The sequence below is a fragment of the Polaromonas sp. AET17H-212 genome (assembly GCF_002379085.1).
GTDB lineage: Bacteria > Pseudomonadota > Gammaproteobacteria > Burkholderiales > Burkholderiaceae_C > Polaromonas.
The window spans coordinates 50,650-70,064 of sequence record NZ_NBZW01000006.1 but is presented as its reverse complement, the minus strand read 5'-3'; the positions used below and the strand labels follow the sequence as shown (position 1 = coordinate 70,064).

The window sequence follows — 19,415 nt, the reverse complement described above, 5'->3', positions numbered from 1 at the left end:
GTGGGGTGGTCTGTCAGACGATGTTCGAATTTTCTGCAAGCTGGCGCGGCCTGCCCAGCGTGTTCAGTGCACGCTTGAGCATGACGCCGGCCAGATGCTGCTTGGCCGCAGCGCTGTGCGTCAGATCGGCTTCGGCATGCAGCTCGGAGCGCAGGGTTTGCAGCGCCTGGGCGAGCAGGGCATCCGACAGGCACTGCCCCTGCAGGATCTGTTCCGTGGCGCTGGAGCGCAGGGGCATGTTGCCAACGCCTATCCAGGCGAGGCGAACCTGGTCAAGCTCACCGTCGTTCCATTGGGCTGAAGCGGCCAGGCCCACAACGGCATAGTCGCCATGGCGGCGGGCCAACTCGTGAAAGGCGAAACGCTGGGAGGGTGTCGCCACAGGGATTTCGCAGGCTACGATGAGTTCGTTGGCGGCCAGCTCGGTGGTGTACAGGCCGGTGAAAAAATCGCGCGCGGCAATGCGCCGTTCGCCCTGCAGACTGCGGGCGATCACCATGCCATCGAGTGCCAACAGGCAGGCTGGCCATTCGGCGGCCGGGTCGCCGTAGGCAATGGAGCCGCCAAAGGTGCCCAGATTCCGAATGGCACGGTGCGCTATATGGGGGGCGGCCAGGCTCAGCAGTGGCGCATGCTGCGCCACCAGTACGGAGGACTCGATTTCGCTGTGGGTCACCATCGCACCAATGCGCAACCCGTTGCCGGTCACGCTGAGTCCCTTGAGTTCCTGGACCGACTGCATGTCGATCAACAGGGATGGCTCGGACAGGCGCATGTTCAATGTGGCCAGCAGGGTCTGGCCGCCGGCCAGCAGGCGGGCTTCGTCGCCGTGCTTTTCAAGCAGGGAGAGCACGTCGGCCAGTCGTCTGGGCCGGGCGTAGGAAAACGGGGGAGCTTTCATGTCGAGGTACCTTTGACGGTTGATCTTCCCGGAATGTTTTCAACGCAGCCAGTGCGCACCCATCCACACACCGATGGTGGTGGCAGCCACGCCCGCTACAAACCACAGGAGCCGCGGCTTCTCCTTGTCGAGCCAGCTCTCGCCCTGGGAGCTCTGTGCGGCGCTTGCGGCCCGCGCCACAACAGGAAAATGAGTCGGGGCAGCCGTCGTTGCCTCCGCCCCCGCGGACTCTGCTACGGCAATCGGACGTTCTCCGGTTGCCACGCCTGCGATTTGCGCCTTGAAGGCCGCGAAAAACCGGTCCGCCATCTGCCGGGCCGAGGCGTCCATCAGCCGTCCGCCAATCTGGCCGAGTTTGCCCGCCACCGAAGCCTGCGCCGTGTAGTCCAGGCGCGTGTCCTCAGCGATGGCATTCAAGGTGATGACTGAACTGCCGCGGGCAAAACCCGCGCTGCCGCCCGATCCTTCGAAGTTCAGGGTGCAGCCGAGCAGAGGGCGTACATCGGTCAATAACACCTTGCCGACGAAGTTGGCGCGGACCGGACCGAGCTTCAGTAAAACCCGGGCATGCATTTCCTGGGGGGAAATCTGGCGAACCTCCTCGCAGCCGGGAATACACAGTCTCAGGATTTCCGGATCGTTGAGCGCTTGCCAGACCTGCTGGGGTGCTGCGGGAATGGTCACGCTGCCTTGGAGTTCCATGTCGGTACCTTGATGAATCTGTTTGGTGCGGCTTGGGGTTTGTCCCAATTTGACGCTTATTGACCAACCGTTAAATTAGGGTCAACTATCAACCAGCCGTTCGATGTCAACCATCCGGAAAAACCCTGCAGGTCCCGCAACGGGCCGCACCAGTGCGCCGCGGCGACGGCTTTTGCCGTCCGAACGCGAACGCATGATCGTGGATGGTTCGGTCCGGTTTTTTTCGGAGCACGGGCTCGATGGCCAGCTACGAGATCTGGCCCGCGGGCTGGGGATCACGCATACCTTGCTGTACCACTATTTCCCGACGAAGCAGGCCCTGATCGAGCGTGTTTATTCCGATTTGTTCGAAGGCCGCTGGCGCACCGAATGGGAAACCATGCTGGACGACAAATCCCTGGATGTCGAGACCAAGTTCACCCGCTTCTATGTGGAATATGCCAGGGTGATCCTGGAGCGTGACTGGGTTCGTGTGTTCATTTTTTCGGGCTTGAGTGACCGATACATCACCGAGCGTTATTTCTCGATGCTGGGGGAGAAACTGTTCCCCCGACTGGTGCGCGAGAGTCGCCGGTACCGGGGGTTGAACCATCGCGGCAAGCCGACCGCGCGAGAGCTTGAATTGCTGATGGGGTTGCATGGCGGCATTTTTTACATGGGCATGCGTCGCTGGGTCTATGGCCATGCTGCTGAAGGCGGCGACACCGCGGCCTTTGATGAGAGCTTCATTCACGATCGTGTGCGGGGTTATTTGCTGTCGCTCGATGAGGTGATGGGGACCACCCGTACGGTAGTCAAGGCGCCTGTGTCGAACGCCGATGTGCCAGTCTCCAGGAAAAAACCGCTGGCAGGTTCCAGCAGCCGCGCCGGTTCCCCATCTGAATTAGCCAAGGAAATTCTGTCATGACCTATTCACTGAATCATTTCTCGATCCGTACGACTGACCTTGATGCGACGCGTGTGTTCTATGAGTCCGTTCTGGGGTTGACGGTGGGGCCGCGCCCGCCGTTTCCGTTCCCTGGCCTGTGGCTCTACAACGGCGATCACGCCAATGTGGCCAATGCAATGGTGCATGTCATTGGCATTGACAAAAACGATCCCGAAGGATTGAAGCGTTACCTGGGTGACCGGGATGTTTCCTCGCTGCACGGCACGGGTGCCGTGGATCACATTGCGCTCATGACAACGGGGCTGGAGGCGATGCTGGCACATCTGAAGCGTTTGGGGGTGGCCTGTCGTGAGCGTACGGTTCCTGCCATTGGGTTGCACCAGCTGTTTCTGGACGATCCCTGTGGACTCGTGGTTGAGCTCAACTACCCGGCCGACGAGAAGACCCGTCTGGATGCCAGGGTCGCCGGGGCAAAGGACTGATGGCCCGCATCCTCATCATCGGCGGATCACTGGGTGGCTTGATGGCCGCCAACATGCTGTGTCGCGCCGGTCATGAGGTCCGTGTGCTTGAAAAGGCGGCGAATTCGCTGGACGGTCGCGGTGCGGGTATTGTTACGCACCGCCCCTTGGTGGCGGCACTGACGCGCTGTGGCATACCGCCTGATGCCCCACTGGGGGTTGCGATTGATCAACGCGTGGTGCTGGACCGCGAGGGCCGTATCGTCACCCGGGGCACCGTGCCGCAGGTCCTGACCTCCTGGAGTCGTCTCTACGCCTTGTTGCTGGCGGCATTTCCTTCGGATTGTTATATGCAGGGCGCATCCGTCAGGCAGGTTCGCCAAAACTTGCAGGGTGTGACGGCGCTTTGCGACGATGGTCGCAGCTTTGATGCCGATGTGGTCGTAGCGTCAGACGGTATTCGTTCTGCGGTGCGCAACGAGCTGGCGCCTGACGTGGAGGTGAAGTACGCGGGTTACGTGGCCTGGCGTGGCGTTTGCGATGAATCGGTGCTGTCGCAACTGACGCTGGATAGCGTGTTCGAGACCTTTGGTTTTGGCTTGCCGCCTGGCGAGCAATTGATTGGCTACCCGGTCGCTGGTGCCGGCAATTCGGTGCAGCGTGGGCAACGCCGCTACAACTTTGTCTGGTACCGTCCCGCCCCGGACGATGGCACCCTGCAATCCCTCATGACGGATGCCGACGGGCATCATCATCCGCTGGGTCTCCCGCCCAACAAGGTGTCATGGCGGCATGTGGCGGCTGCCAGGCAGGCCGCGCGTGAGCAGCTGGCCCCTCAATTCGCAGAGATGCTGGAAAAAACGGCCCAACCCTTTTTGCAGCCGATTTACGACTGCAGCAGTCAGCGCATTGCGTTTGATCGCGTTGCCCTGATGGGAGATGCGGCCTTTGTCGCGCGTCCTCATGTAGGCATGGGCGTGACCAAGGCGGCGCAGGATGCGATGGCGCTGACGGACTGCATCACGGCCCACGGTGCCACGGCCCGCGCCTTGCTGGCTTTCGAGCAGCTCCGCTTGCAGCCCGGACAAGAGGCCGTGGGACGCGCCCGCCGGCTGGGGGCTTACATGCAGGCCCACGCCAGTTCAGGAACGGGCGAGAACCAGCTGGTCCGCGACGCCCATGACGTGATGATGGAGACAGCGATTGACTTGTCAGTCACGCCTGAGGCCCCAGCCCGGGCCTCTGATGCAGTGCACGCCTAGCCCCAATAATTTCCCCTCGCCCCTAAAAAACTACCGGAGACAACCATGACATTGAATAGAACTCCCCTCAACCCAGGTCGCCGTTCGCTCATCGTCGGAGGCGCCGCTGTAGCTGTAGCCCCGGCTTGGCTCGGCATGGCCCGCGCGCAGACCACCCCTATCAAGATAGGTTTTCCCGTGCCGCTGACAGGTGCCTTTTCGGCCGAGGCGCAGGATCAGGTGCGTGCGGCGGAAATCGCCGTCAAGGAGTTCAACGAGAGTGGCGGCTTCAACGGACGCAAGGCCGAATTGCTGGTGCGTGACGACAAGCTCAATCCGGGCGAGGCGGCGACCCGTACGCTCGAACTGATCGAGAAAGACAAGGTGGATTTTGTCGTTGGTTCGTTGTCGGCAGCAACCCAGTTGTCGATCAACGCGGTTTGCCGTGACCGCAAGATCATCTTCAACTCCATCAGCCAGTCCGATGCCATCAATGAGGCGAAGGACTGGAGCATGTACACCTTCCATGAGGCGCTCAACCCCCATCTGACCGCCGGTGCAGTGGCCCGTTACGCCTTCCCGAAGTTCGGCAAGAAGGTGGTTTACCTGACGGCCGACTATGCCTACGGCCACGAAATGGTGCGCGGCTTCCAGCGTGCCGGCCAGGCGATGGGCGCACAAACGCTGGCTGATATCCGCCATCCAATAGGTGCGGCTGACTACTCGGCCTTCCTGCCGCGTATCCAGTCGCTCAAGCCGGACATTCTGGTGCTCTGCAATTTCGGTCGCGACCTGGTGAACTCGGCCAAGCAGGCCACCGATTTCGGTATCAAGGCAAATACCAAAATCATCGCGCCTGTCCTGCTCTACACCTCCCGTCAGGCCGGCGGCGCTGAAGCCTTCGAAGGCATCCTCGGCGGCACGTCCTACTACTGGGGCATGGAAGACAAGATCCCGGCGGCCAAGGCGTTCAACGACAAGTTCCGCAAAGCCTACGGTGGCTCAGTGCCGTCCGACTACGGTGCACTGGGTTATGCCGGTGTGCGCAGCGTGCTGCAAGCGGTGCGTGAGGCCAAGTCCACCGAGTCGGTCAAGGTCAGCATCGCGCTGCGCCAGCTGCGCTACAACTGGTACAAGGGCGAGCAGTTCTACCGCAAGTGTGATCACCAGTCGGTGCAGTCGGTGGTGATTGTGGAGTCCAAGTCCAAAAACATGAAAGACAAATACGACGTCTTCAATGTGCTGGCCATCGAGGCAGCAGACGAGAAAAACCTGCGCTCGTGTGATGAGCTGGGCCACAAGGTCACCACCTGAACGATCCTCGCAAGTCCGTGACTCATGGCGCGCAGCGCGCGCCATGAGTGTCTTTGACCAACCCTGAAGAGTCCGCATGTTTGATATCACACCGCAACTGTTTGCGCTTCAGTTGATGACCGGCATTGCCCTGGGCGCTGTTTATGCATTGCTGGCGATCGGCCTGTCGCTGATTTTTGGCATGCTGACTGTGGTGAATTTCGCCCATGGTGCCTTCTTCATGGTCGGGGCGTTTCTCGGGGTTTACAGCCTTGGTTTGACCGGAAATTTCTGGTTTAGCCTGTTGCTGGTGCCGCTGGCGACCGGGGCCATCGGGCTGGTGTGCGAACGGTTTCTGGTGCGGCCTCTGTATGGCCGGGGCATCGACTACCCCTTGTTGCTGACCTTCGGTCTGTCCTATGTGCTGATTGATCTGATGCGCTTTACTTTTGGCATTGAAGGCTTGCCCACGTCGACGCCGGCCGAGCTCCGGGGGTCGGTGTTTCTGGGTTTTGGGCACTTCCCGCTCTACCGCCTGTTCCTTATTGCCGCGACCGCCGTGATCGTGCTGGGCTTGTGGTTGTTCATCGAGAAGACGCGCTACGGCCTGATCATCCGCGCGGGTTCGCGGGACGCTGAGATCGTGAAGGTGCTGGGCATCGATATTGCGAAGGTCTGGTGGCTGGTGTTTGGCATCGGCACCGCGATCGCGGGCCTGTCGGGCCTGCTGGCCGCCCCGACGCGAGCAGTCAACCCGGAAATGGGGATACCTATTCTGGCGGAATCGTTTGTCGTGACGGTGGTGGGCGGCATGGGCTCATTGCCTGGTGCCGTGGTGGCGGGCCTGCTGGTGGGGGTGGTGTTTGCCATGACCTCGCTGGTGGCCCCCGAATACGCCGAGCTGTCGATTTTCGTCCTGATGGCCTTGGTGCTTCTGATCCGCCCGCAAGGGTTTTTCGGCAAGGCCGGATTGATGAGCTGACGGAACGTCATAACAAACGCCATGAAAAATACTGTCATTGCTTCCATTGTCTTTGCGCGGCAACATCGTGTTGCCACGGCACTTGCCTTTTTGCTGGTTTTTCCGTTTCTGATGCCCTACGACGCCCTGTCCGTCAATATCCTGATCTTCGGCCTGTATGCCGTGGGCTTCAATTTGCTGTTTGGCTATACCGGCATGCTGTCGTTTGGACATGCCGCGTTTTTGGGCGTCGGGTCCTACCTGGCGGGCATTTCGGTGGTGCATGCGGGGTGGCCTTGGTGGGCTGCCATTGTGGTGGGGGTTGCCGCATCATGCCTGGCCGGGCTGGTCATCGGCTTCCTGGCCATCCGGACGCGGGGCATCTATTTCTCGATGGTGACGCTGGCGCTGGCTCAAATTGTTTACTACGTTTTCTACAAGGCCGAGAGGTGGACCGGCGGAGAAAATGGGCTGCGTGGTGTCAAGGTGGAAGCTATCAACCTGCCGGGCATCAGCATTGACTTTCTGAACCCGCTCAACAAGTACTACGTGATCCTGGTGTTTGTGGCGCTGGCCCTGTGGTTCGTGTCGCGCCTGCTCAATTCGCCGTTTGGCGCCGTAATTGAAGCGATTCGCGAAAATGAAAAGCGCGCAGCCGCGTGTGGCTATGACGTGGCGCGCGCAAAGTTGCTGGTGTTTGTGCTGTCGGCGGGCATCTGTGGCCTGGCGGGTGCATTGCGGGCACTGCATCTGTCGATTGTTCCGATTGATTCGCTGCATTACCTGCAATCGGGTCAGGCGGTCATGATGGCGTTGTTGGGGGGCATGGGCACGTTTTTTGGTCCCTTCGTTGGTGCCGCTGTCTTTCTTTATCTGGAGGACGTGGTGACCAACCTGACGCGTTACTGGATGGGCGTGGTTGGTGCGATATTTATGGTGTTCGTGCTGTTTTTCCCCAAGGGCATATGGGGCACGCTGCTGCATCAAATTGAGCGATGGCAACGTCGCCAGGGTGGATCTGTATGACCGGCGCACCCATTCTCGAAGCGAAAGCAGTGTCGCGTTACTTTGGCAAGTTTCAGGCACTCAACAATATCAGCGTGGCATTTCGTCCCGGCGAGCTGACCGCCATCATCGGCCCGAACGGGGCTGGCAAAAGCACCTTCTTCAATGTGATCAGCGGGGGCATCCCGTCCAGCGCGGGCCAGGTGCTGTTTGAGGGCCGCGACATCACCGGGCTGGCTCCCCATGACTTTGCCCGCCTCGGCATTGCCAAGAGTTTCCAGATTACCAATGTCTTCAAGCAGCTCAGCGGTCACGAGAATGTGCGCGTGGCGCTACAGATGCGTACCACGCGTTTCCAGATCCTGAGACCGCGCGAGGATTATGTGACATTGATAGAACAAGCCGATGCGCTGCTGGAGAGAGTGGGCCTGACGGACAGTCGCAACAAGCTGGCCGGCGATCTGGCGCATGGCCAGCAGCGTTCGCTGGAAGTGGCCATGGCGCTGGCGTGCGACCCCAGGCTGCTGCTGATGGATGAGCCCACTGCAGGCATGTCGCCGCAGGAAACGACGGTCATGATGGATTTGATTCTCCAACTGTCGGCGGAGCGCACGGTGATTCTGGTGGAGCACAAGATGAAGATGGTGATGGGGCTGTGCAAGCGGCTCATCGTTCTGCACCACGGGGAGCTGCTGGCGGATGGCAGCCCTGAGGAAATTCGCACCAACGCGGAAGTCAAACGTGTCTATCTGGGTCAGAACTGAAGGGCCATCATGCTGAAAGTTGAACAACTCAATGCCTGGTACGACCACAGCCACGTGATCCAGGGCCTGAGTTTTGAAGTCAAACGCGGAGAGATTGTCACTCTGATGGGACGCAACGGCGCTGGCAAGACCAGCACCCTGCGTACCATCATGGGCCTGCTGGACAAATGCAGTGGCGCGGTGACGTTTGATGGCGTAAGTCTTTTGGGTTTGCCACCCCATGAACGCTTTCACCACGGCTTGGCGTATGTGCCGGAGGAGCGCCGCATCGTCCCCGGCCTGACGGTGCTGGAGAACCTGCAGCTCGGTCTGCTGGCCAGTTCCCGGCGTGGCGAAATGGATGCCATGATTGATGAAATTGCGCAAACCTTTCCCCGCCTCAAGGAACGGTTGCATCAGGACGGCACCTCGCTGTCGGGCGGCGAACAGCAGATGCTGGCTATCGCGCGCGCCATGATGGCTCGGCCCCGCATGATTCTGCTGGACGAGCCCTCGGAGGGCATCATGCCCTTGCTGGTGCATGAAATGTTTCAGCTGTTTTCCCGCATGAAGCAGCAGGGCACCACTATCTTGCTGGTGGAGCAGAACGTGGAGAGGGCCCTCTCCATTTCAGACCGCGCCTACATCCTCGACCAGGGGCAGATCGTGCATCAGGGTGATGCCGCTGAATTGCTGGCCAACGCAGAAATTCAGGAGAAGTACTGCGCCGTATGAACCTGTGGCGCGAAGGGTGCTTTCAGGGCAGTGATAATCACCCCCATGGAACTTCTCGCTTTTCTGATGGACTTCATCCTGCATGTGGACAAACACCTGGAGGCCTTTACACAAAGCTACGGCACCTGGGTTTATGCCCTGTTGTTCGTGATCATTTTTGTGGAAACCGGCGTGGTGGTCATGCCTTTCCTGCCCGGCGATTCCCTGTTGTTCGTGGTGGGCGCCCTTTGCGGGGTCGGTCTGCTCAGCCTGCCGGTGGCCATCGCCGTGATGCTGGTGGCAGCTATCCTGGGCGACCAGTGCAACTATTCGATAGGCCGGCACTTCGGGCCCAAGGTGTTTCAGTGGGAGCAGTCGCGGTTTTTCAACAAACGCGCGTTCAACCAGGCGCACGAGTTTTACGAGCGTTATGGCGGCATCACCATCATCATTGCGCGCTTCATGCCTTTCATTCGCACGTTTGCGCCTTTTGTGGCGGGCGTGGCCGAGATGAGCCGCAGCAAATTCACCGCCTACAACGTGGTGGGCGCGCTGATCTGGGTGGTGGGCCTGTGCTCGGCCGGTTATTTCTTCGGCAACCTGCCCTGGGTGCAGGCCAACCTGAGCAAGATCATCTGGGCCATGATCCTGATTCCCGGGCTGTTTGTGTTGTACGGCGCCTGGAAAGCCAGCCGGTCCGCCCGGCAACCGGCGCACTGACGGGTTTTTTACCCGCTGTATTGACCCAGGGCAGGGCGGGCGCGTCTGCGCGGTGCACACTGCCCCGGGGAACTCCCCCGTTTCCAACAAGCTGCCCATGACTGTCACCGCGATCGATTTTTCCACCGTCCGCACCCTCCCCGAGCTGCTGGCTTTTCGGGTGGCCCGCAGCTCGCAGGCCGAGGCCTACCGCGAATTTGATGCCGGCGCCGGCCGCTGGGTCGCGACCAGCTGGGCGCAGGCCAGTGAACGGTTTGCCCAATGGCGCCAGGCGCTGGCGGCCATGGACTTGCCGAAACACGCCAGCATTGCCATCCTGCTTCCCAACGGGCTGGATGCCGTCAGCCTCGACCAGGCGGCCCTGGCGCTGGGCCATGTGCCCGTGCCGCTGCATGCGCTGGACAACCCGGGCAGCATTGCCTACATCTTGGCGGACTGCGAGGCGGCGCTGCTCATGGTCTCGACTCTCGCCCAGTGGCGCAGCATCGAGGGGCTCGGTGTGGCCATGCCGGCACTCAGGCGCGTGGTGGTCACCGGCGAGACCGTGGCGCCGATTCCTTCTGGCGCGGCCGTGCCCGTGTGTTCGCTGGCCGACTGGCTGACGGCCGGGCAGGGCACGGATGGCGCTGTGGTGCCGCCGTCCGGCGACGACCTGGCCGCCATCGTCTATACCTCGGGCACCACCGGCAAACCCAAGGGGGTGATGCTCACGCACCGCAACGTGGTGGCCAATGTGCAGGCCATCCTGGCGCGCGTGGTGCCCACGCCGGACGATGTGTTCCTCTCGTTTTTGCCGTTGTCCCACACCTTCGAACGCACCGCGGGCTACTACCTGCCGATGGCATCCGGAAGCTGCGTGGTTTATGCGCGTTCGGTGCCCTTGCTGGCCGAGGACCTGAAAACCGTGCGCCCCACGGTGCTGATCTCGGTACCCCGTATCTACGAGCGGGTGTTTGCCAAACTGCAGGAAACACTGGCCACCTCACCATTGAAGACCCGCCTGTTCGAAGCCACCCAAGCCGTGGGCTGGCGGCGTTTTTGCCGGTCGCAGGGCCTGCCGCTCGCCCCGGGCGAGGGGAGTAGCTGGGCCTGGCTGGACCCGCTGGTGTGGCCCTTGCTGGATCGCCTGGTGGCGCGCACCCTGCGTGCGCAGTTTGGCGGGCGTGTGCGGGTGGCCGTCAGCGGCGGTGCGCCGCTGTCGCACGCGGTGGCCCGCTGCTTTCTGGGGCTGGGACTGCCCCTGCTGCAGGGTTACGGCATGACGGAAACCTCGCCGGTGGTGGCGGCCAACGGCGTGGAAGACAACGACCCGGCCACCGTGGGCCGGGCCTTGCCGGGGGTGGAGGTGCGCCTGGGCGAGAACCGCGAGCTGCAGGTGCGTGGCCCGTCAGTGATGCGGGGCTACTGGAAACGGCCCGAAGACACGGCGCGGGTGCTGACGCCCGACGGCTGGCTGGCCACCGGCGACCAGGCGGACATCACGGACGGGCGCATCCGCATCATGGGCCGCATCAAGGAAATCATCGTCACCTCGACCGGCGAAAAAGTGCCGCCGGGCGACCTGGAACTGGCCATCGCGGTCGATCCCCTGTTCGCACAGGTGTTTGTGGTCGGTGAGAACCAGCCTTTCATCGCCTGCGTGGCGGTGGTGAACCCGGCGGAATGGCGCCGACTGGCCGAGGCGCTCGGGGTCGACCCGGATGACGCGGCCAGCCTGAACCTGCCAGCGGTGCGCCGGGCCGCGCTCAAGCGCATGGCGGCCCAGACCGCGAATTTCGCGCGTTATGCCATGCCGCGCGCCGTGCTGCTGACCAGCGAGCCGTGGACGGTCGAAAACGCGCTGATGACCCCGACGCTCAAGCTCAAACGCAACAACCTGATGAAGCGTTTTGCGCAGGAGATCGAGGCCATGTACCGCCCCGAAGCGCGGATCAGCGACCACCCTTGAGAAACAGGTCGCGGTCGGGGGCAAAGTTGGCATGCAGAGGCAGCATGGCACCGCCCAGTGCGCGAGCATCGGAGCCAATGCTGCCGGCCATCACCTGGGCGGGCCAGAGGCCCTCCCAGTTGTAGCGGCCCAGTGCTGCGCCCGTGGCTTCAATCAGGCGCTGCAGCAGGGGGCGGCAAAAGGACCCATCCATCACCACGGCGTCGAAATCCAGCAGAGCCGTTGCGCTGACCACGCTGTGGGCCAGTGCATTGGCGGCGCTGGCCACCCAGGCCTGGGTGTCGGACTCGAACGGCGGCTGCATGGCGCGTTCGTCGTAGGCTGCAGCCGGGTCAAGCCCGCGCGCCTTGAAACACTGCTCCAGTTCCCAGAGAGAGGCCTGGCTGATCAGCTGGGGCGGCGCGTCGGGCGCCTGGGCCACCTGCAATGGCAGCGATGCCACGGCGCCGGCGTTGTTGTGGATGCCGGCGTGGAGTTGTGAATTGATGACCAGGCCGCCGCCAACAAAGGTGTCGACAAACAGGTAGAGAAAGCTCTTGAGGTCGCGCCCGCGGCCTGACACCAGTTCGGCCACGCAGGCCGCCGAGGTGTCTTTGGCAAAACTCACGGGCAGGTCGGTCATGGCCTGCACCTCCGCGCTGAGGTCGATGCGGTTCCACCGGTCCGACTGCTGCGCCGACAGCCCCAGCATCCGGTGCCAGCCACCGAGCTGGAAGGGCGCGGCCACCCCCACGCCTACCAGTCGCGGAGCCAGTGCACCGAGTTGCTCACGCAGGGTGAGCAGATTCTGGCCGATCACGGGGAGCAGCGTGTCGGCATCGGGGAAGGCATAGGCCAGCGACAGGCGCTGGCGGACCTGCCCGGTGAAGTCGACCAGCAGCCAGTCGGTGCTGCGCCGGCCAATCTTGATACCCACGGAAAAAGCACCGTCGGGGTTCAGCGCCAGCGGCACCGAGGGCTGGCCAATGCGCCCGCGCACGCGGTCGTGCCGGATCAACAGGCCGTCTTCTTCAAGCCGGGTAGTGATCAGCCCGATCGTCTGTGCGGTCAGACCGGTCAGGCGGGCCAGTTCGGCCTTGGGCACGCTGCCGTGCAGGCGGATCGCTTGCAGCACCACGCGTTCATTGAACTGGCGCATGCCCACGTGGTTGGAGCCGCGCTGGCGCAGCCACACGGGAGTGGCTGTTTCGGATTCGGCGGGAGTGGCGGCGGTGGCAGGGGACTCGGTCATGGACGCAGATTTTCGCCGATGACCCCTTTGCGCAGGATGAAGTTGCCAAAAGGCTGCAATTCACCTGTCACCACAATGGCATAGGCCTGGCGTACCCGTTCATAAAACGCATGGCGCTCAACAGCCTCGGCCTGCTGGTGCGGCAGCCAGCCCGGGGCCAGCAGTGCCAGTACCTCGCGCTGCAGATCCGAACGGTAGGGTGCCTCGGTACCACTGACCTGCATGTAGGCCACCGGATGATCCACGTCTTCGGCCAGGGGCAGCAGCGAAGCCACAGCCCGCGCTGTCCGCGCCATGCCGTGGCCAGGCAGGCGCAGCACGGGTTTGCCCGCACCCACACTCATGGCTGTGAAGTTGGCGTCGGCCAGCAGCAGCGCGTCGTCATGGCCCATCTCGGCCAGCAGTTTGAGCAGGTCGGGCGTGAGCAGGGGGTCAATGCCTTTAAGCATGGGTGGGTCTCGTGCGTTCCGCAGTGACAAGCGTGGGGGTTTCCTCTTTACCAGCCGGGGCCGCGGAACCGGCTTCGCCGGGCCGCAGGCGCAGCGCCCCCGAGGGGCTGGAGTCTGCGGCTCCAAACCTGCTTGAGCAGGTTTGGACAGACGACAGAAGCGAGGCCTCTGGCGAGCGGCGGCCTGCAAGGCCTCGCGCAGTACACGCAGTGACAAGCGTGGGGGCCAATAAGTCAAGCAAGCGCGGACTCCGGCAGTTCTTCGGCCGTCTTGGCGCCCGTCATCACGGCCACGGTGTCGCTCATGCTGATGGTCCGGGGGTTGACGACCGCCACACGGCGGCCCAGGCGCTGGATGTGAATGCGGTCGGCGATTTCAAACACATGCGGCATGTTGTGGCTGATCAAAATGACGGGCAGGCCCTTGTCGCGCACCCGGCGAATCAGCTCCAGCACCATGTTTCCCTCTTTCACGCCCAGTGCGGCCGTGGGCTCGTCCATGATCACCACATGCTGTGCAAAGGCAGCGGCGCGTGCCACGGCCACGCACTGGCGCTGGCCGCCGGAGAGTGTTTCCACGGCCTGCGTCATCGAACGAATCCCGACCTTGAGCTCCTGCATGCGGGCAATGGCCTGTTCCAGCATCTTTTTCTTGTCGAGCAGGCGCAGCCACCGGCCCAGGGGGCCGGGCTTGATGAGTTCGCGGCCCAGGAACAGGTTCTCCGCAATGCTCATGGCAGGGGCTACGGCCAGGTCCTGGTAGACGGTTTCGATCCCGGCGCGGCGCGCATCGATGGGTGACTTGAAGCGCATCGGCTTGCCGTCAAGCAGCAGCTCGCCTTCGTCGGGCACGGTGGCGCCCGACAAAGCTTTGATCAGCGAGGATTTGCCGGCGCCGTTGTCACCGATCACGGCCAGGATTTCACCGGCGCGCAACTCGAAGTCGGTACCGTCCAGCGCAGTGACCTGGCCGTAGCGCTTGACCAGTCCTTTGGCCTGCATGACCAAAGGTGCGGGAGTGTGGAGAGGCGTTGGGGTGTTCATCAGCGAGGCCCTTTGCGCGACATCTGGTCGGCCGCGACTGCCAGAATCACCAGAATGCCGGTAATCAGTGTCTGGTAGACGGAGGCAACGCCCATCAGCGTCAGGCCGTTGCGGAACACGCCCACAATCACCGCGCCGACGAGTGTGCCCAGGATGATGCCACGACCTCCAAACAGACTGGTGCCGCCCAGCACCACGGCGGTGATGGCATCCAGGTTTTCGGTTTGCCCGGCATTCGGGTCGCCGACGCCGGTGCGCGCCACCGACAGGAGCGCGGCAATGCCGTAAAAAAGACCGGCCAGCGCATAGACGGCCACCAGCACGCGATCGACCCGGATGCCGGTCAGCCGAGCGGCTTCGGCGTTGTTGCCCACGGCATACAGGTGTCGGCCCGGCGCGGTGTCCCGCAAGACAAACCACGCCAGCAGGTACAGCCCGATCATGGCGACGGTTCCCAGGCTGACTTCGGTGCTGCCCAGGTTGAAGGTGTTGCCCAGCGTGGTCAATTCCGTCGGGAGGTTGGAAACGATCTGCGCGTTGGAGTAGATCTGGGTGAGCGCAAATGCGATGTTCAGCGTACCCAGCGTCACGATGAAAGGAGGCAATTTGATGCGGGTGACCAGCAAGCCATTGACGAGGCCGAAGCCGGTCGTGACCGCCAGGCCGCAGGCGATGGCCAGGTAGGGGTTGATGCCGTAATTCACGGCGAACTTGGTCATCACCATGCCGCCCAGTGCCATCACCATGCCGCAGGACAGGTCGATGCCGGCCGTCAGGATGATCAGGGTCTGACCAATGGCCAGCACGCCGACAACCATCACCTGCTGCAGCACCAGCGACAGGTTTTCACCGGTCAGAAAGCGGTCTGACTGGGTGGTGAAAAAGATGCAGGTGGCCAGCAGGGCCAGCCAGGGGCCGAGGGCCCCCCAGGGGATGTGGCGCGAAGACAGGTTCATCGGGAAGAGCCCAGGATGAAAAAAATGATTTTGTCATCCCGCACCGGGTCCGGTCCGGGACGACAGCCGGCAAGCATCTGGCCGATCACTTCGCACCCCAGCAAAGGTCCATGCCCGTCTTGATGTCTTTGCTGTCTACACCCGGGAGGGCTTTGGCCGAGATCAGGGTCACGCCGGTGTCGGTGTAACCCGAAGCTTTTTTGCCGCCCTTGGCGTAACTGACGCCCGCCGCCACGCCCAGTGCCGCCATGGTCAGGGGGTATTGCTGCGACGTCGCGGTGATGACGCCGGCCGCGGCATCCTTGATACCCTGGCAACCGCCATCGACCGAGAGAATGGTCACGCCTTTTTCCTTGCCGGCCTTTTTCAAGGCGTTGAACGCACCCGCGGCAGCGGGTTCGTTGATGGTGTAGACCACATTGATGTCGGGATTTTTCTGCAGGCAGTTTTCCATGGCCGTCTGGCTCTTGGCCCGGTCACCAAAACCATCGGCCATGCAGACCACGGCGGGGTCTTTGGACAGCTCGTTGGATGTCGCGTCTGCCGCGGGCAAGCCGAAACCCTTCATGAATCCGTTGTGACGCTGCGCCCCCACCGGGTGACCAGGAAACAGGTCAAGCGTTGCAATCCTGGCGGGTTTGCCGGCCATGGCCGCCTTGGCATACTGGCCAATCAAGACCCCGGCTTTGTAGTTGTCGGTAGCGAACAGGGCATCAGCGCCCTCAAAAGGGCTGTCCAGTGCAATCACCTGCACGCCTTTGGCCTGGAGCTTTTTGACGGTAGGGCTGATGGCGTCGCCGCTGGCGGTGATCAGAATGGTCTTGGCGCCGCCGGCAGCCATGTTTTCCAGGGCGGTGATCTGGGCCGCGGTATCGCCGTCGGATTTGCCGGAGGCGGTCAGCAGTTTGGCGCCGAGTTTTTTGGCCTCGGCTTCAGCGCCTTCCTTCATTTTCACGAAGAAGGGATTGGTGTCGGTTTTGGTAATCAGGCCGATCACAGGCTCGCCCGCCGCAAAGGCCGATGTGGCGACCAGCGCGAAGCTGGACAGTGCCAAGAGGGTGGTGGTCTTTTTCATCAAATGGTCTCCTTGTTGAATCGACATTCCAGGCCCGGCAGGCGCTGGGTTCGCGGGAAAGTACCCATGAGTGATGGGCGCTGGTGAACTATAGTGGCGCTTGAATTATTAAATCAAGTTGTTTTAGTTATGGATTACCCTGAGATCATGGAAAACCCTGAGCAGGTGGTGCAGGTTGCAACCGCTGGTGAAGCGCTGATTGACCTGATTGTTCAATCGGACGGACGTTATGAACCTTGCCCGGGGGGTGCTGTTTTCAATCTGTCGCGCGCGCTGGCACGGCAGGGCGTCAACACCCTGTACCTCAACCCACTGTCGCGCGATCGCTTTGGCCGCCGGCTGGCCGCCGCGCTGATCGCTGATGGTGTGCGGCTGGCCTGTCCACAGCCCGTGGCACAAAGCACTTCACTGGCCGTGGTGGGACTGGATGACGCAGGCCATCCCGACTACGTTTTTTACCGGCAGGATGTGGCGGACCGTGCGGTCACGGCGGACAGCCTGATCCAGTCGTGCCATCGCGTTCCCGCGCTGGAGATGGTGTACACCGGCGCCCTGGCCCTCGCGCCCGGGGATGCCGGTCGCTATTTGCCATGGCTGCGCGCCCAGCATCAGGCCGGCAGCGTGGTGGTGGTGGATGCCAACCTGCGGCCGTCGGTCATGCCGGACCTGCAGGCCTACAGGCGCAACGTGCACGCCGCGCTGCAGCAGGCAGACGTGGTCAAGGTCAGCGATGAAGACCTGGAAAACCTGGAGATACCTGGTGCCGATGTGTTTGCGCGGGCGCAGCACCTGCTGCAGGCGAGCGGTGCCGGTTTGCTGGTGCTGACCCTGGGGCGGCAGGGGGCCTGTCTGTTGACGCGCGATGGCCGGCAGTGGCGCGCCCGCGAACCCCGACCATTGGCGGTGATGGATACCGTGGGCGCAGGCGACTGTTTCCTTGCCGGCTTCATGGCCGCCTTGCTCGCGCGTAAAAGCGGTGTGACCGGGACTGGCGCCCTGCTGGCGCTGTCGGACGATGCCGCGGGGCGCAACTTGCTGGTCCGTGCGGTGGCCAGTGCCAGCTTGTGTGTCATGCGGCGCGGCTGTGTGCCTCCGACAGGGGCGGAAGTGCAGGCCAGGGTTGAACAGGCGCCCTGCGTGGTTGACTGACGGCCGCGGACGGTGCCGCACTGAAAAACCCGGGAAGAAGTCAGAGATAGTTCAGAGATAGTAAGTGAGCGTATTATCTGTCCGAAATCCTGTGCGCCGGTGCGCTGCAGGGCCCGGAGACATTCAGATGAACGCACCTCAAACCCTGTCACGCTGGAGCGGACCCGGCTCCAGCCGCGTGCCCTTCTGGGCTTACACCGACGCGCAGCTTTACCAGCGCGAGCTCGAGAAGATTTTTTACGGCCCGCACTGGTGTTACGTCGGGCTCGAAGTCGAGATCCCGAACCTCGGCGATTTCAAGCTCAGTCATGTGGGCGAACGCCAGGTCGTGATGGTGCGCGACCGCGTGGCCCCCAAGGACCGCGGCACCGACCACGGCATCCGCGTGGTGGAAAACCGCTGCGCCCACCGTGGCGTGCGTTTCTGCCAGAACGGGCAGGGCAATGCCCGCAGTTTTGTCTGCCCCTACCACCAGTGGACTTACAAGCTCAACGGCGACCTCGCCGGACTGCCCTTCAAGGATGGTGTCAAGGAGGGCGACTGCATCAATGGCGGCATGCCCGAAGGTTTTGAGCTGAAAGACCACGGCCTGACCAAGCTTCGCGTGGCGGTGCTGCACGGCCTGGTGTTTGCGACCTTCAGCGAGGCGACCGAGCCGCTGCAAGATTACCTGGGCCCCAAGGTGATGCCCTGGCTGGACCGCATCTTTAAGGGCCGGCAACTCACCTTGCTGGGCTACAACCGCCAGCGCATCCCGGGCAACTGGAAGCTGATGATGGAAAACATCAAGGACCCTTACCACCCCGGTTTGCTGCACACCTGGTTTGTCACCTTCGGCCTCTGGCGCGCTGACCAGAAAAGCCGCATGGTGATGGACGAACACGGCCGCCACGCGGTGATGATCTCGCGGCGCAACGAGGGCGGGCAGAACGCCGCCGTGACCGAAGGCGTGACCTCCTTCAAGGCCAGCATGGCGCTGCACGACGACCGCCTGCTCGACGTGGTGCCGGAAGCCTGGTGGAAGGTCGATGATCCCGCCAATCCTGGCACCGACATCACGCCGACCGTGACCATGATCACGCTGTTTCCCAGCCTTATCATCCAGCAGCAGGTCAACTCGCTGAGCACACGCCACATCGTGCCGCGCGGCGAGGGCGAGTTTGATTTTGTCTGGACACATTTCGGTTTTGCCGACGACACGCCCGAGATGACGCGGCGCCGCCTGCGCCAGGCCAACCTGTTCGGGCCGGCCGGTTTTGTCAGTGCCGACGACGGCGAGGTCATCGAGTTCAGCCAGGACGGTTTCCGCCAGGGCGGGGAAGGGCGTTCGACCCTGTGCGAACTGGGCGGTACCGGCACCGAAGCGACCGAACACATGGTGACCGAGACGCTGATCCGCAGCATGTATGCCTACTGGAAGAAAGTGATGACGGAGGCGACGCCATGAGCAGTGTGACGCTGGAACGGCTGGGGCTTCAGTTCGAGATCGACCAGCTCAACGCGGCTTATGCGGCCGTGCTGGACGAGAAACGTTTCGATGTCTGGCCGGAGTTTTTTCTCGAGGACGGACGCTACACCGTGCAGGCGCGCGAGAATTTCGACCGCGGCCTGCCGCTGGCGCTGATGGACCTGGAAAGCCGCGGCATGATGAAAGACCGCGTCTATGGCATCACGCAGACGATTTACCACGGGCCCTACTACATGCGGCATGTCGTCGCCGCGGCGCAGGTCTTGTCGGTTGATGGCGATGTCATCACGGCGCAGGCGAACTACGCGGTGTTCCGCACCCGGCCGGCGGGTGTCAGCGAGGTCTACAACGTGGGGCGTTATGTCGACGAGATCGTGCGGACTGGCGAGGGCCTGAAGTTCAGGCGCCGTCTGTGTGTGTATGACAGCGAGATGATTCTCAACTCGCTGATTTATCCGGTTTGATT

Annotated in this window: 20 protein-coding genes; 13 read left to right on the top strand and 7 right to left on the bottom strand. The window is 62.5% G+C overall.

What is annotated here, in order from left to right; translation table 11 throughout:
* Positions 1-13 precede the first annotated feature (13 nt).
* Complete coding sequence (locus B7G53_RS07295) at positions 14-901, bottom strand: FAD binding domain-containing protein (protein WP_096665793.1); 888 nt, start codon at positions 899-901, stop codon at positions 14-16.
* 39 nt (positions 902-940) lie between these two features.
* Positions 941-1,603, bottom strand: coding sequence for a CoxG family protein (locus B7G53_RS07290; protein WP_096665790.1), 663 nt, complete (start codon positions 1,601-1,603; stop codon positions 941-943).
* 103 nt (positions 1,604-1,706) lie between these two features.
* On the opposite strand from B7G53_RS07290, the gene B7G53_RS07285 reads away from it, so the two are divergent.
* The 10 genes from B7G53_RS07285 to B7G53_RS07240 all read left to right on the top strand — a co-directional run bounded on the left by B7G53_RS07285 (position 1,707) and on the right by B7G53_RS07240 (position 11,578).
* Positions 1,707-2,510, top strand: a complete 804-nt coding sequence (locus tag B7G53_RS07285) for a TetR/AcrR family transcriptional regulator (RefSeq protein ID WP_096665787.1) — start codon at positions 1,707-1,709, stop codon at positions 2,508-2,510.
* Positions 2,507-2,974 (top strand): VOC family protein, encoded by a 468-nt coding sequence (locus tag B7G53_RS07280; RefSeq protein WP_096665784.1) that lies wholly within the window; start codon positions 2,507-2,509, stop codon positions 2,972-2,974. The genes B7G53_RS07285 and B7G53_RS07280 overlap by 4 nt, the downstream gene beginning before the upstream one ends.
* A complete protein-coding gene (locus B7G53_RS07275; protein WP_096665781.1) occupies positions 2,974-4,215 on the top strand; it encodes an FAD binding domain-containing protein in 1,242 nt (413 codons plus the stop codon). Before B7G53_RS07280 ends, B7G53_RS07275 begins: the two co-directional genes overlap by 1 nt.
* Before the next feature lie 45 nt (positions 4,216-4,260).
* The gene (locus tag B7G53_RS07270; protein ID WP_096665779.1) at positions 4,261-5,508 is read left to right on the top strand and encodes an ABC transporter substrate-binding protein; all 1,248 of its coding nucleotides are present in this window, start codon (positions 4,261-4,263) and stop codon (positions 5,506-5,508) included.
* Between the two features lie 76 nt (positions 5,509-5,584).
* Positions 5,585-6,469, top strand: a complete 885-nt coding sequence (locus tag B7G53_RS07265; protein WP_096665776.1) for a branched-chain amino acid ABC transporter permease — start codon at positions 5,585-5,587, stop codon at positions 6,467-6,469.
* 21 nt (positions 6,470-6,490) lie between these two features.
* Entirely contained in the window at positions 6,491-7,474 is a 984-nt protein-coding gene (locus tag B7G53_RS07260) for a branched-chain amino acid ABC transporter permease (protein WP_096665773.1), read from the top strand.
* The gene (locus B7G53_RS07255; protein ID WP_096665770.1) at positions 7,471-8,217 is read left to right on the top strand and encodes an ABC transporter ATP-binding protein; all 747 of its coding nucleotides are present in this window, start codon (positions 7,471-7,473) and stop codon (positions 8,215-8,217) included. Before B7G53_RS07260 ends, B7G53_RS07255 begins: the two co-directional genes overlap by 4 nt.
* Positions 8,218-8,226: 9 nt before the next feature.
* On the top strand, positions 8,227-8,931 hold the full coding sequence (locus tag B7G53_RS07250) for an ABC transporter ATP-binding protein (protein ID WP_096665767.1): 705 nt from the start codon (positions 8,227-8,229) through the stop codon (positions 8,929-8,931).
* 45 nt (positions 8,932-8,976) lie between these two features.
* Entirely contained in the window at positions 8,977-9,630 is a 654-nt protein-coding gene (locus tag B7G53_RS07245; RefSeq protein ID WP_096665765.1) for a DedA family protein, read from the top strand.
* A gap of 97 nt (positions 9,631-9,727) precedes the next feature.
* The gene (locus tag B7G53_RS07240) at positions 9,728-11,578 is read left to right on the top strand and encodes an AMP-dependent synthetase/ligase (RefSeq protein WP_096665762.1); all 1,851 of its coding nucleotides are present in this window, start codon (positions 9,728-9,730) and stop codon (positions 11,576-11,578) included.
* On the opposite strand, the gene B7G53_RS07235 is transcribed toward B7G53_RS07240, so the two are convergent.
* The 5 genes from B7G53_RS07235 to B7G53_RS07215 form a co-directional block, all read right to left on the bottom strand.
* Positions 11,562-12,809, bottom strand: a complete 1,248-nt coding sequence (locus tag B7G53_RS07235) for an ROK family transcriptional regulator (RefSeq protein WP_096665760.1) — start codon at positions 12,807-12,809, stop codon at positions 11,562-11,564. The genes B7G53_RS07240 and B7G53_RS07235 overlap by 17 nt on opposite strands.
* Positions 12,806-13,258: an RbsD/FucU family protein gene (locus tag B7G53_RS07230; RefSeq protein ID WP_096665757.1), complete on the bottom strand. Its 453-nt coding sequence runs from the start codon at positions 13,256-13,258 to the stop codon at positions 12,806-12,808. The genes B7G53_RS07235 and B7G53_RS07230 overlap by 4 nt, the downstream gene beginning before the upstream one ends.
* A gap of 233 nt (positions 13,259-13,491) precedes the next feature.
* Complete coding sequence (locus B7G53_RS07225; RefSeq protein WP_096665754.1) at positions 13,492-14,301, bottom strand: ATP-binding cassette domain-containing protein; 810 nt, start codon at positions 14,299-14,301, stop codon at positions 13,492-13,494.
* Positions 14,301-15,257, bottom strand: a complete 957-nt coding sequence (locus tag B7G53_RS07220) for an ABC transporter permease (RefSeq protein WP_096665751.1) — start codon at positions 15,255-15,257, stop codon at positions 14,301-14,303. The genes B7G53_RS07225 and B7G53_RS07220 overlap by 1 nt, the downstream gene beginning before the upstream one ends.
* A gap of 85 nt (positions 15,258-15,342) precedes the next feature.
* Positions 15,343-16,332 carry a substrate-binding domain-containing protein gene (locus B7G53_RS07215; protein ID WP_096665748.1) on the bottom strand — a complete coding sequence of 330 codons (990 nt, stop codon included), beginning with the start codon at positions 16,330-16,332 and terminating at the stop codon, positions 15,343-15,345.
* Between the two features lie 147 nt (positions 16,333-16,479).
* On the opposite strand from B7G53_RS07215, the gene B7G53_RS07210 reads away from it, so the two are divergent.
* The 3 genes from B7G53_RS07210 to B7G53_RS07200 all read left to right on the top strand — a co-directional run bounded on the left by B7G53_RS07210 (position 16,480) and on the right by B7G53_RS07200 (position 19,413).
* Complete coding sequence (locus tag B7G53_RS07210) at positions 16,480-17,481, top strand: carbohydrate kinase family protein (protein ID WP_176491310.1); 1,002 nt, start codon at positions 16,480-16,482, stop codon at positions 17,479-17,481.
* Positions 17,482-17,608: 127 nt separating this feature from the next.
* The gene (locus B7G53_RS07205) at positions 17,609-18,928 is read left to right on the top strand and encodes an aromatic ring-hydroxylating dioxygenase subunit alpha (protein WP_096665743.1); all 1,320 of its coding nucleotides are present in this window, start codon (positions 17,609-17,611) and stop codon (positions 18,926-18,928) included.
* Positions 18,925-19,413 (top strand): aromatic-ring-hydroxylating dioxygenase subunit beta, encoded by a 489-nt coding sequence (locus B7G53_RS07200; RefSeq protein WP_096665740.1) that lies wholly within the window; start codon positions 18,925-18,927, stop codon positions 19,411-19,413. Before B7G53_RS07205 ends, B7G53_RS07200 begins: the two co-directional genes overlap by 4 nt.
* The last annotated feature ends 2 nt before the right edge of the window (positions 19,414-19,415 follow it).

What these genes read in the sequence shown, in the direction of transcription:
- B7G53_RS07295 (WP_096665793.1), bottom strand. Translation starts at nt 901, where the DNA reads ATGAAAGCTCCCCCGTTTTCCTACGCCCGGCCCAGACGACTGGCCGAC.
- B7G53_RS07290 (WP_096665790.1), bottom strand. Translation starts at nt 1,603, where the DNA reads ATGGAACTCCAAGGCAGCGTGACCATTCCCGCAGCACCCCAGCAGGTC.
- B7G53_RS07285 (WP_096665787.1), top strand. Translation starts at nt 1,707, where the DNA reads ATGTCAACCATCCGGAAAAACCCTGCAGGTCCCGCAACGGGCCGCACC.
- B7G53_RS07280 (WP_096665784.1), top strand. Translation starts at nt 2,507, where the DNA reads ATGACCTATTCACTGAATCATTTCTCGATCCGTACGACTGACCTTGAT.
- B7G53_RS07275 (WP_096665781.1), top strand. Translation starts at nt 2,974, where the DNA reads ATGGCCCGCATCCTCATCATCGGCGGATCACTGGGTGGCTTGATGGCC.
- B7G53_RS07270 (WP_096665779.1), top strand. Translation starts at nt 4,261, where the DNA reads ATGACATTGAATAGAACTCCCCTCAACCCAGGTCGCCGTTCGCTCATC.
- B7G53_RS07265 (WP_096665776.1), top strand. Translation starts at nt 5,585, where the DNA reads ATGTTTGATATCACACCGCAACTGTTTGCGCTTCAGTTGATGACCGGC.
- B7G53_RS07260 (WP_096665773.1), top strand. Translation starts at nt 6,491, where the DNA reads ATGAAAAATACTGTCATTGCTTCCATTGTCTTTGCGCGGCAACATCGT.
- B7G53_RS07255 (WP_096665770.1), top strand. Translation starts at nt 7,471, where the DNA reads ATGACCGGCGCACCCATTCTCGAAGCGAAAGCAGTGTCGCGTTACTTT.
- B7G53_RS07250 (WP_096665767.1), top strand. Translation starts at nt 8,227, where the DNA reads ATGCTGAAAGTTGAACAACTCAATGCCTGGTACGACCACAGCCACGTG.
- B7G53_RS07245 (WP_096665765.1), top strand. Translation starts at nt 8,977, where the DNA reads ATGGAACTTCTCGCTTTTCTGATGGACTTCATCCTGCATGTGGACAAA.
- B7G53_RS07240 (WP_096665762.1), top strand. Translation starts at nt 9,728, where the DNA reads ATGACTGTCACCGCGATCGATTTTTCCACCGTCCGCACCCTCCCCGAG.
- B7G53_RS07235 (WP_096665760.1), bottom strand. Translation starts at nt 12,809, where the DNA reads ATGACCGAGTCCCCTGCCACCGCCGCCACTCCCGCCGAATCCGAAACA.
- B7G53_RS07230 (WP_096665757.1), bottom strand. Translation starts at nt 13,258, where the DNA reads ATGCTTAAAGGCATTGACCCCCTGCTCACGCCCGACCTGCTCAAACTG.
- B7G53_RS07225 (WP_096665754.1), bottom strand. Translation starts at nt 14,301, where the DNA reads ATGAACACCCCAACGCCTCTCCACACTCCCGCACCTTTGGTCATGCAG.
- B7G53_RS07220 (WP_096665751.1), bottom strand. Translation starts at nt 15,257, where the DNA reads ATGAACCTGTCTTCGCGCCACATCCCCTGGGGGGCCCTCGGCCCCTGG.
- B7G53_RS07215 (WP_096665748.1), bottom strand. Translation starts at nt 16,332, where the DNA reads ATGAAAAAGACCACCACCCTCTTGGCACTGTCCAGCTTCGCGCTGGTC.
- B7G53_RS07210 (WP_176491310.1), top strand. Translation starts at nt 16,480, where the DNA reads ATGGAAAACCCTGAGCAGGTGGTGCAGGTTGCAACCGCTGGTGAAGCG.
- B7G53_RS07205 (WP_096665743.1), top strand. Translation starts at nt 17,609, where the DNA reads ATGAACGCACCTCAAACCCTGTCACGCTGGAGCGGACCCGGCTCCAGC.
- B7G53_RS07200 (WP_096665740.1), top strand. Translation starts at nt 18,925, where the DNA reads ATGAGCAGTGTGACGCTGGAACGGCTGGGGCTTCAGTTCGAGATCGAC.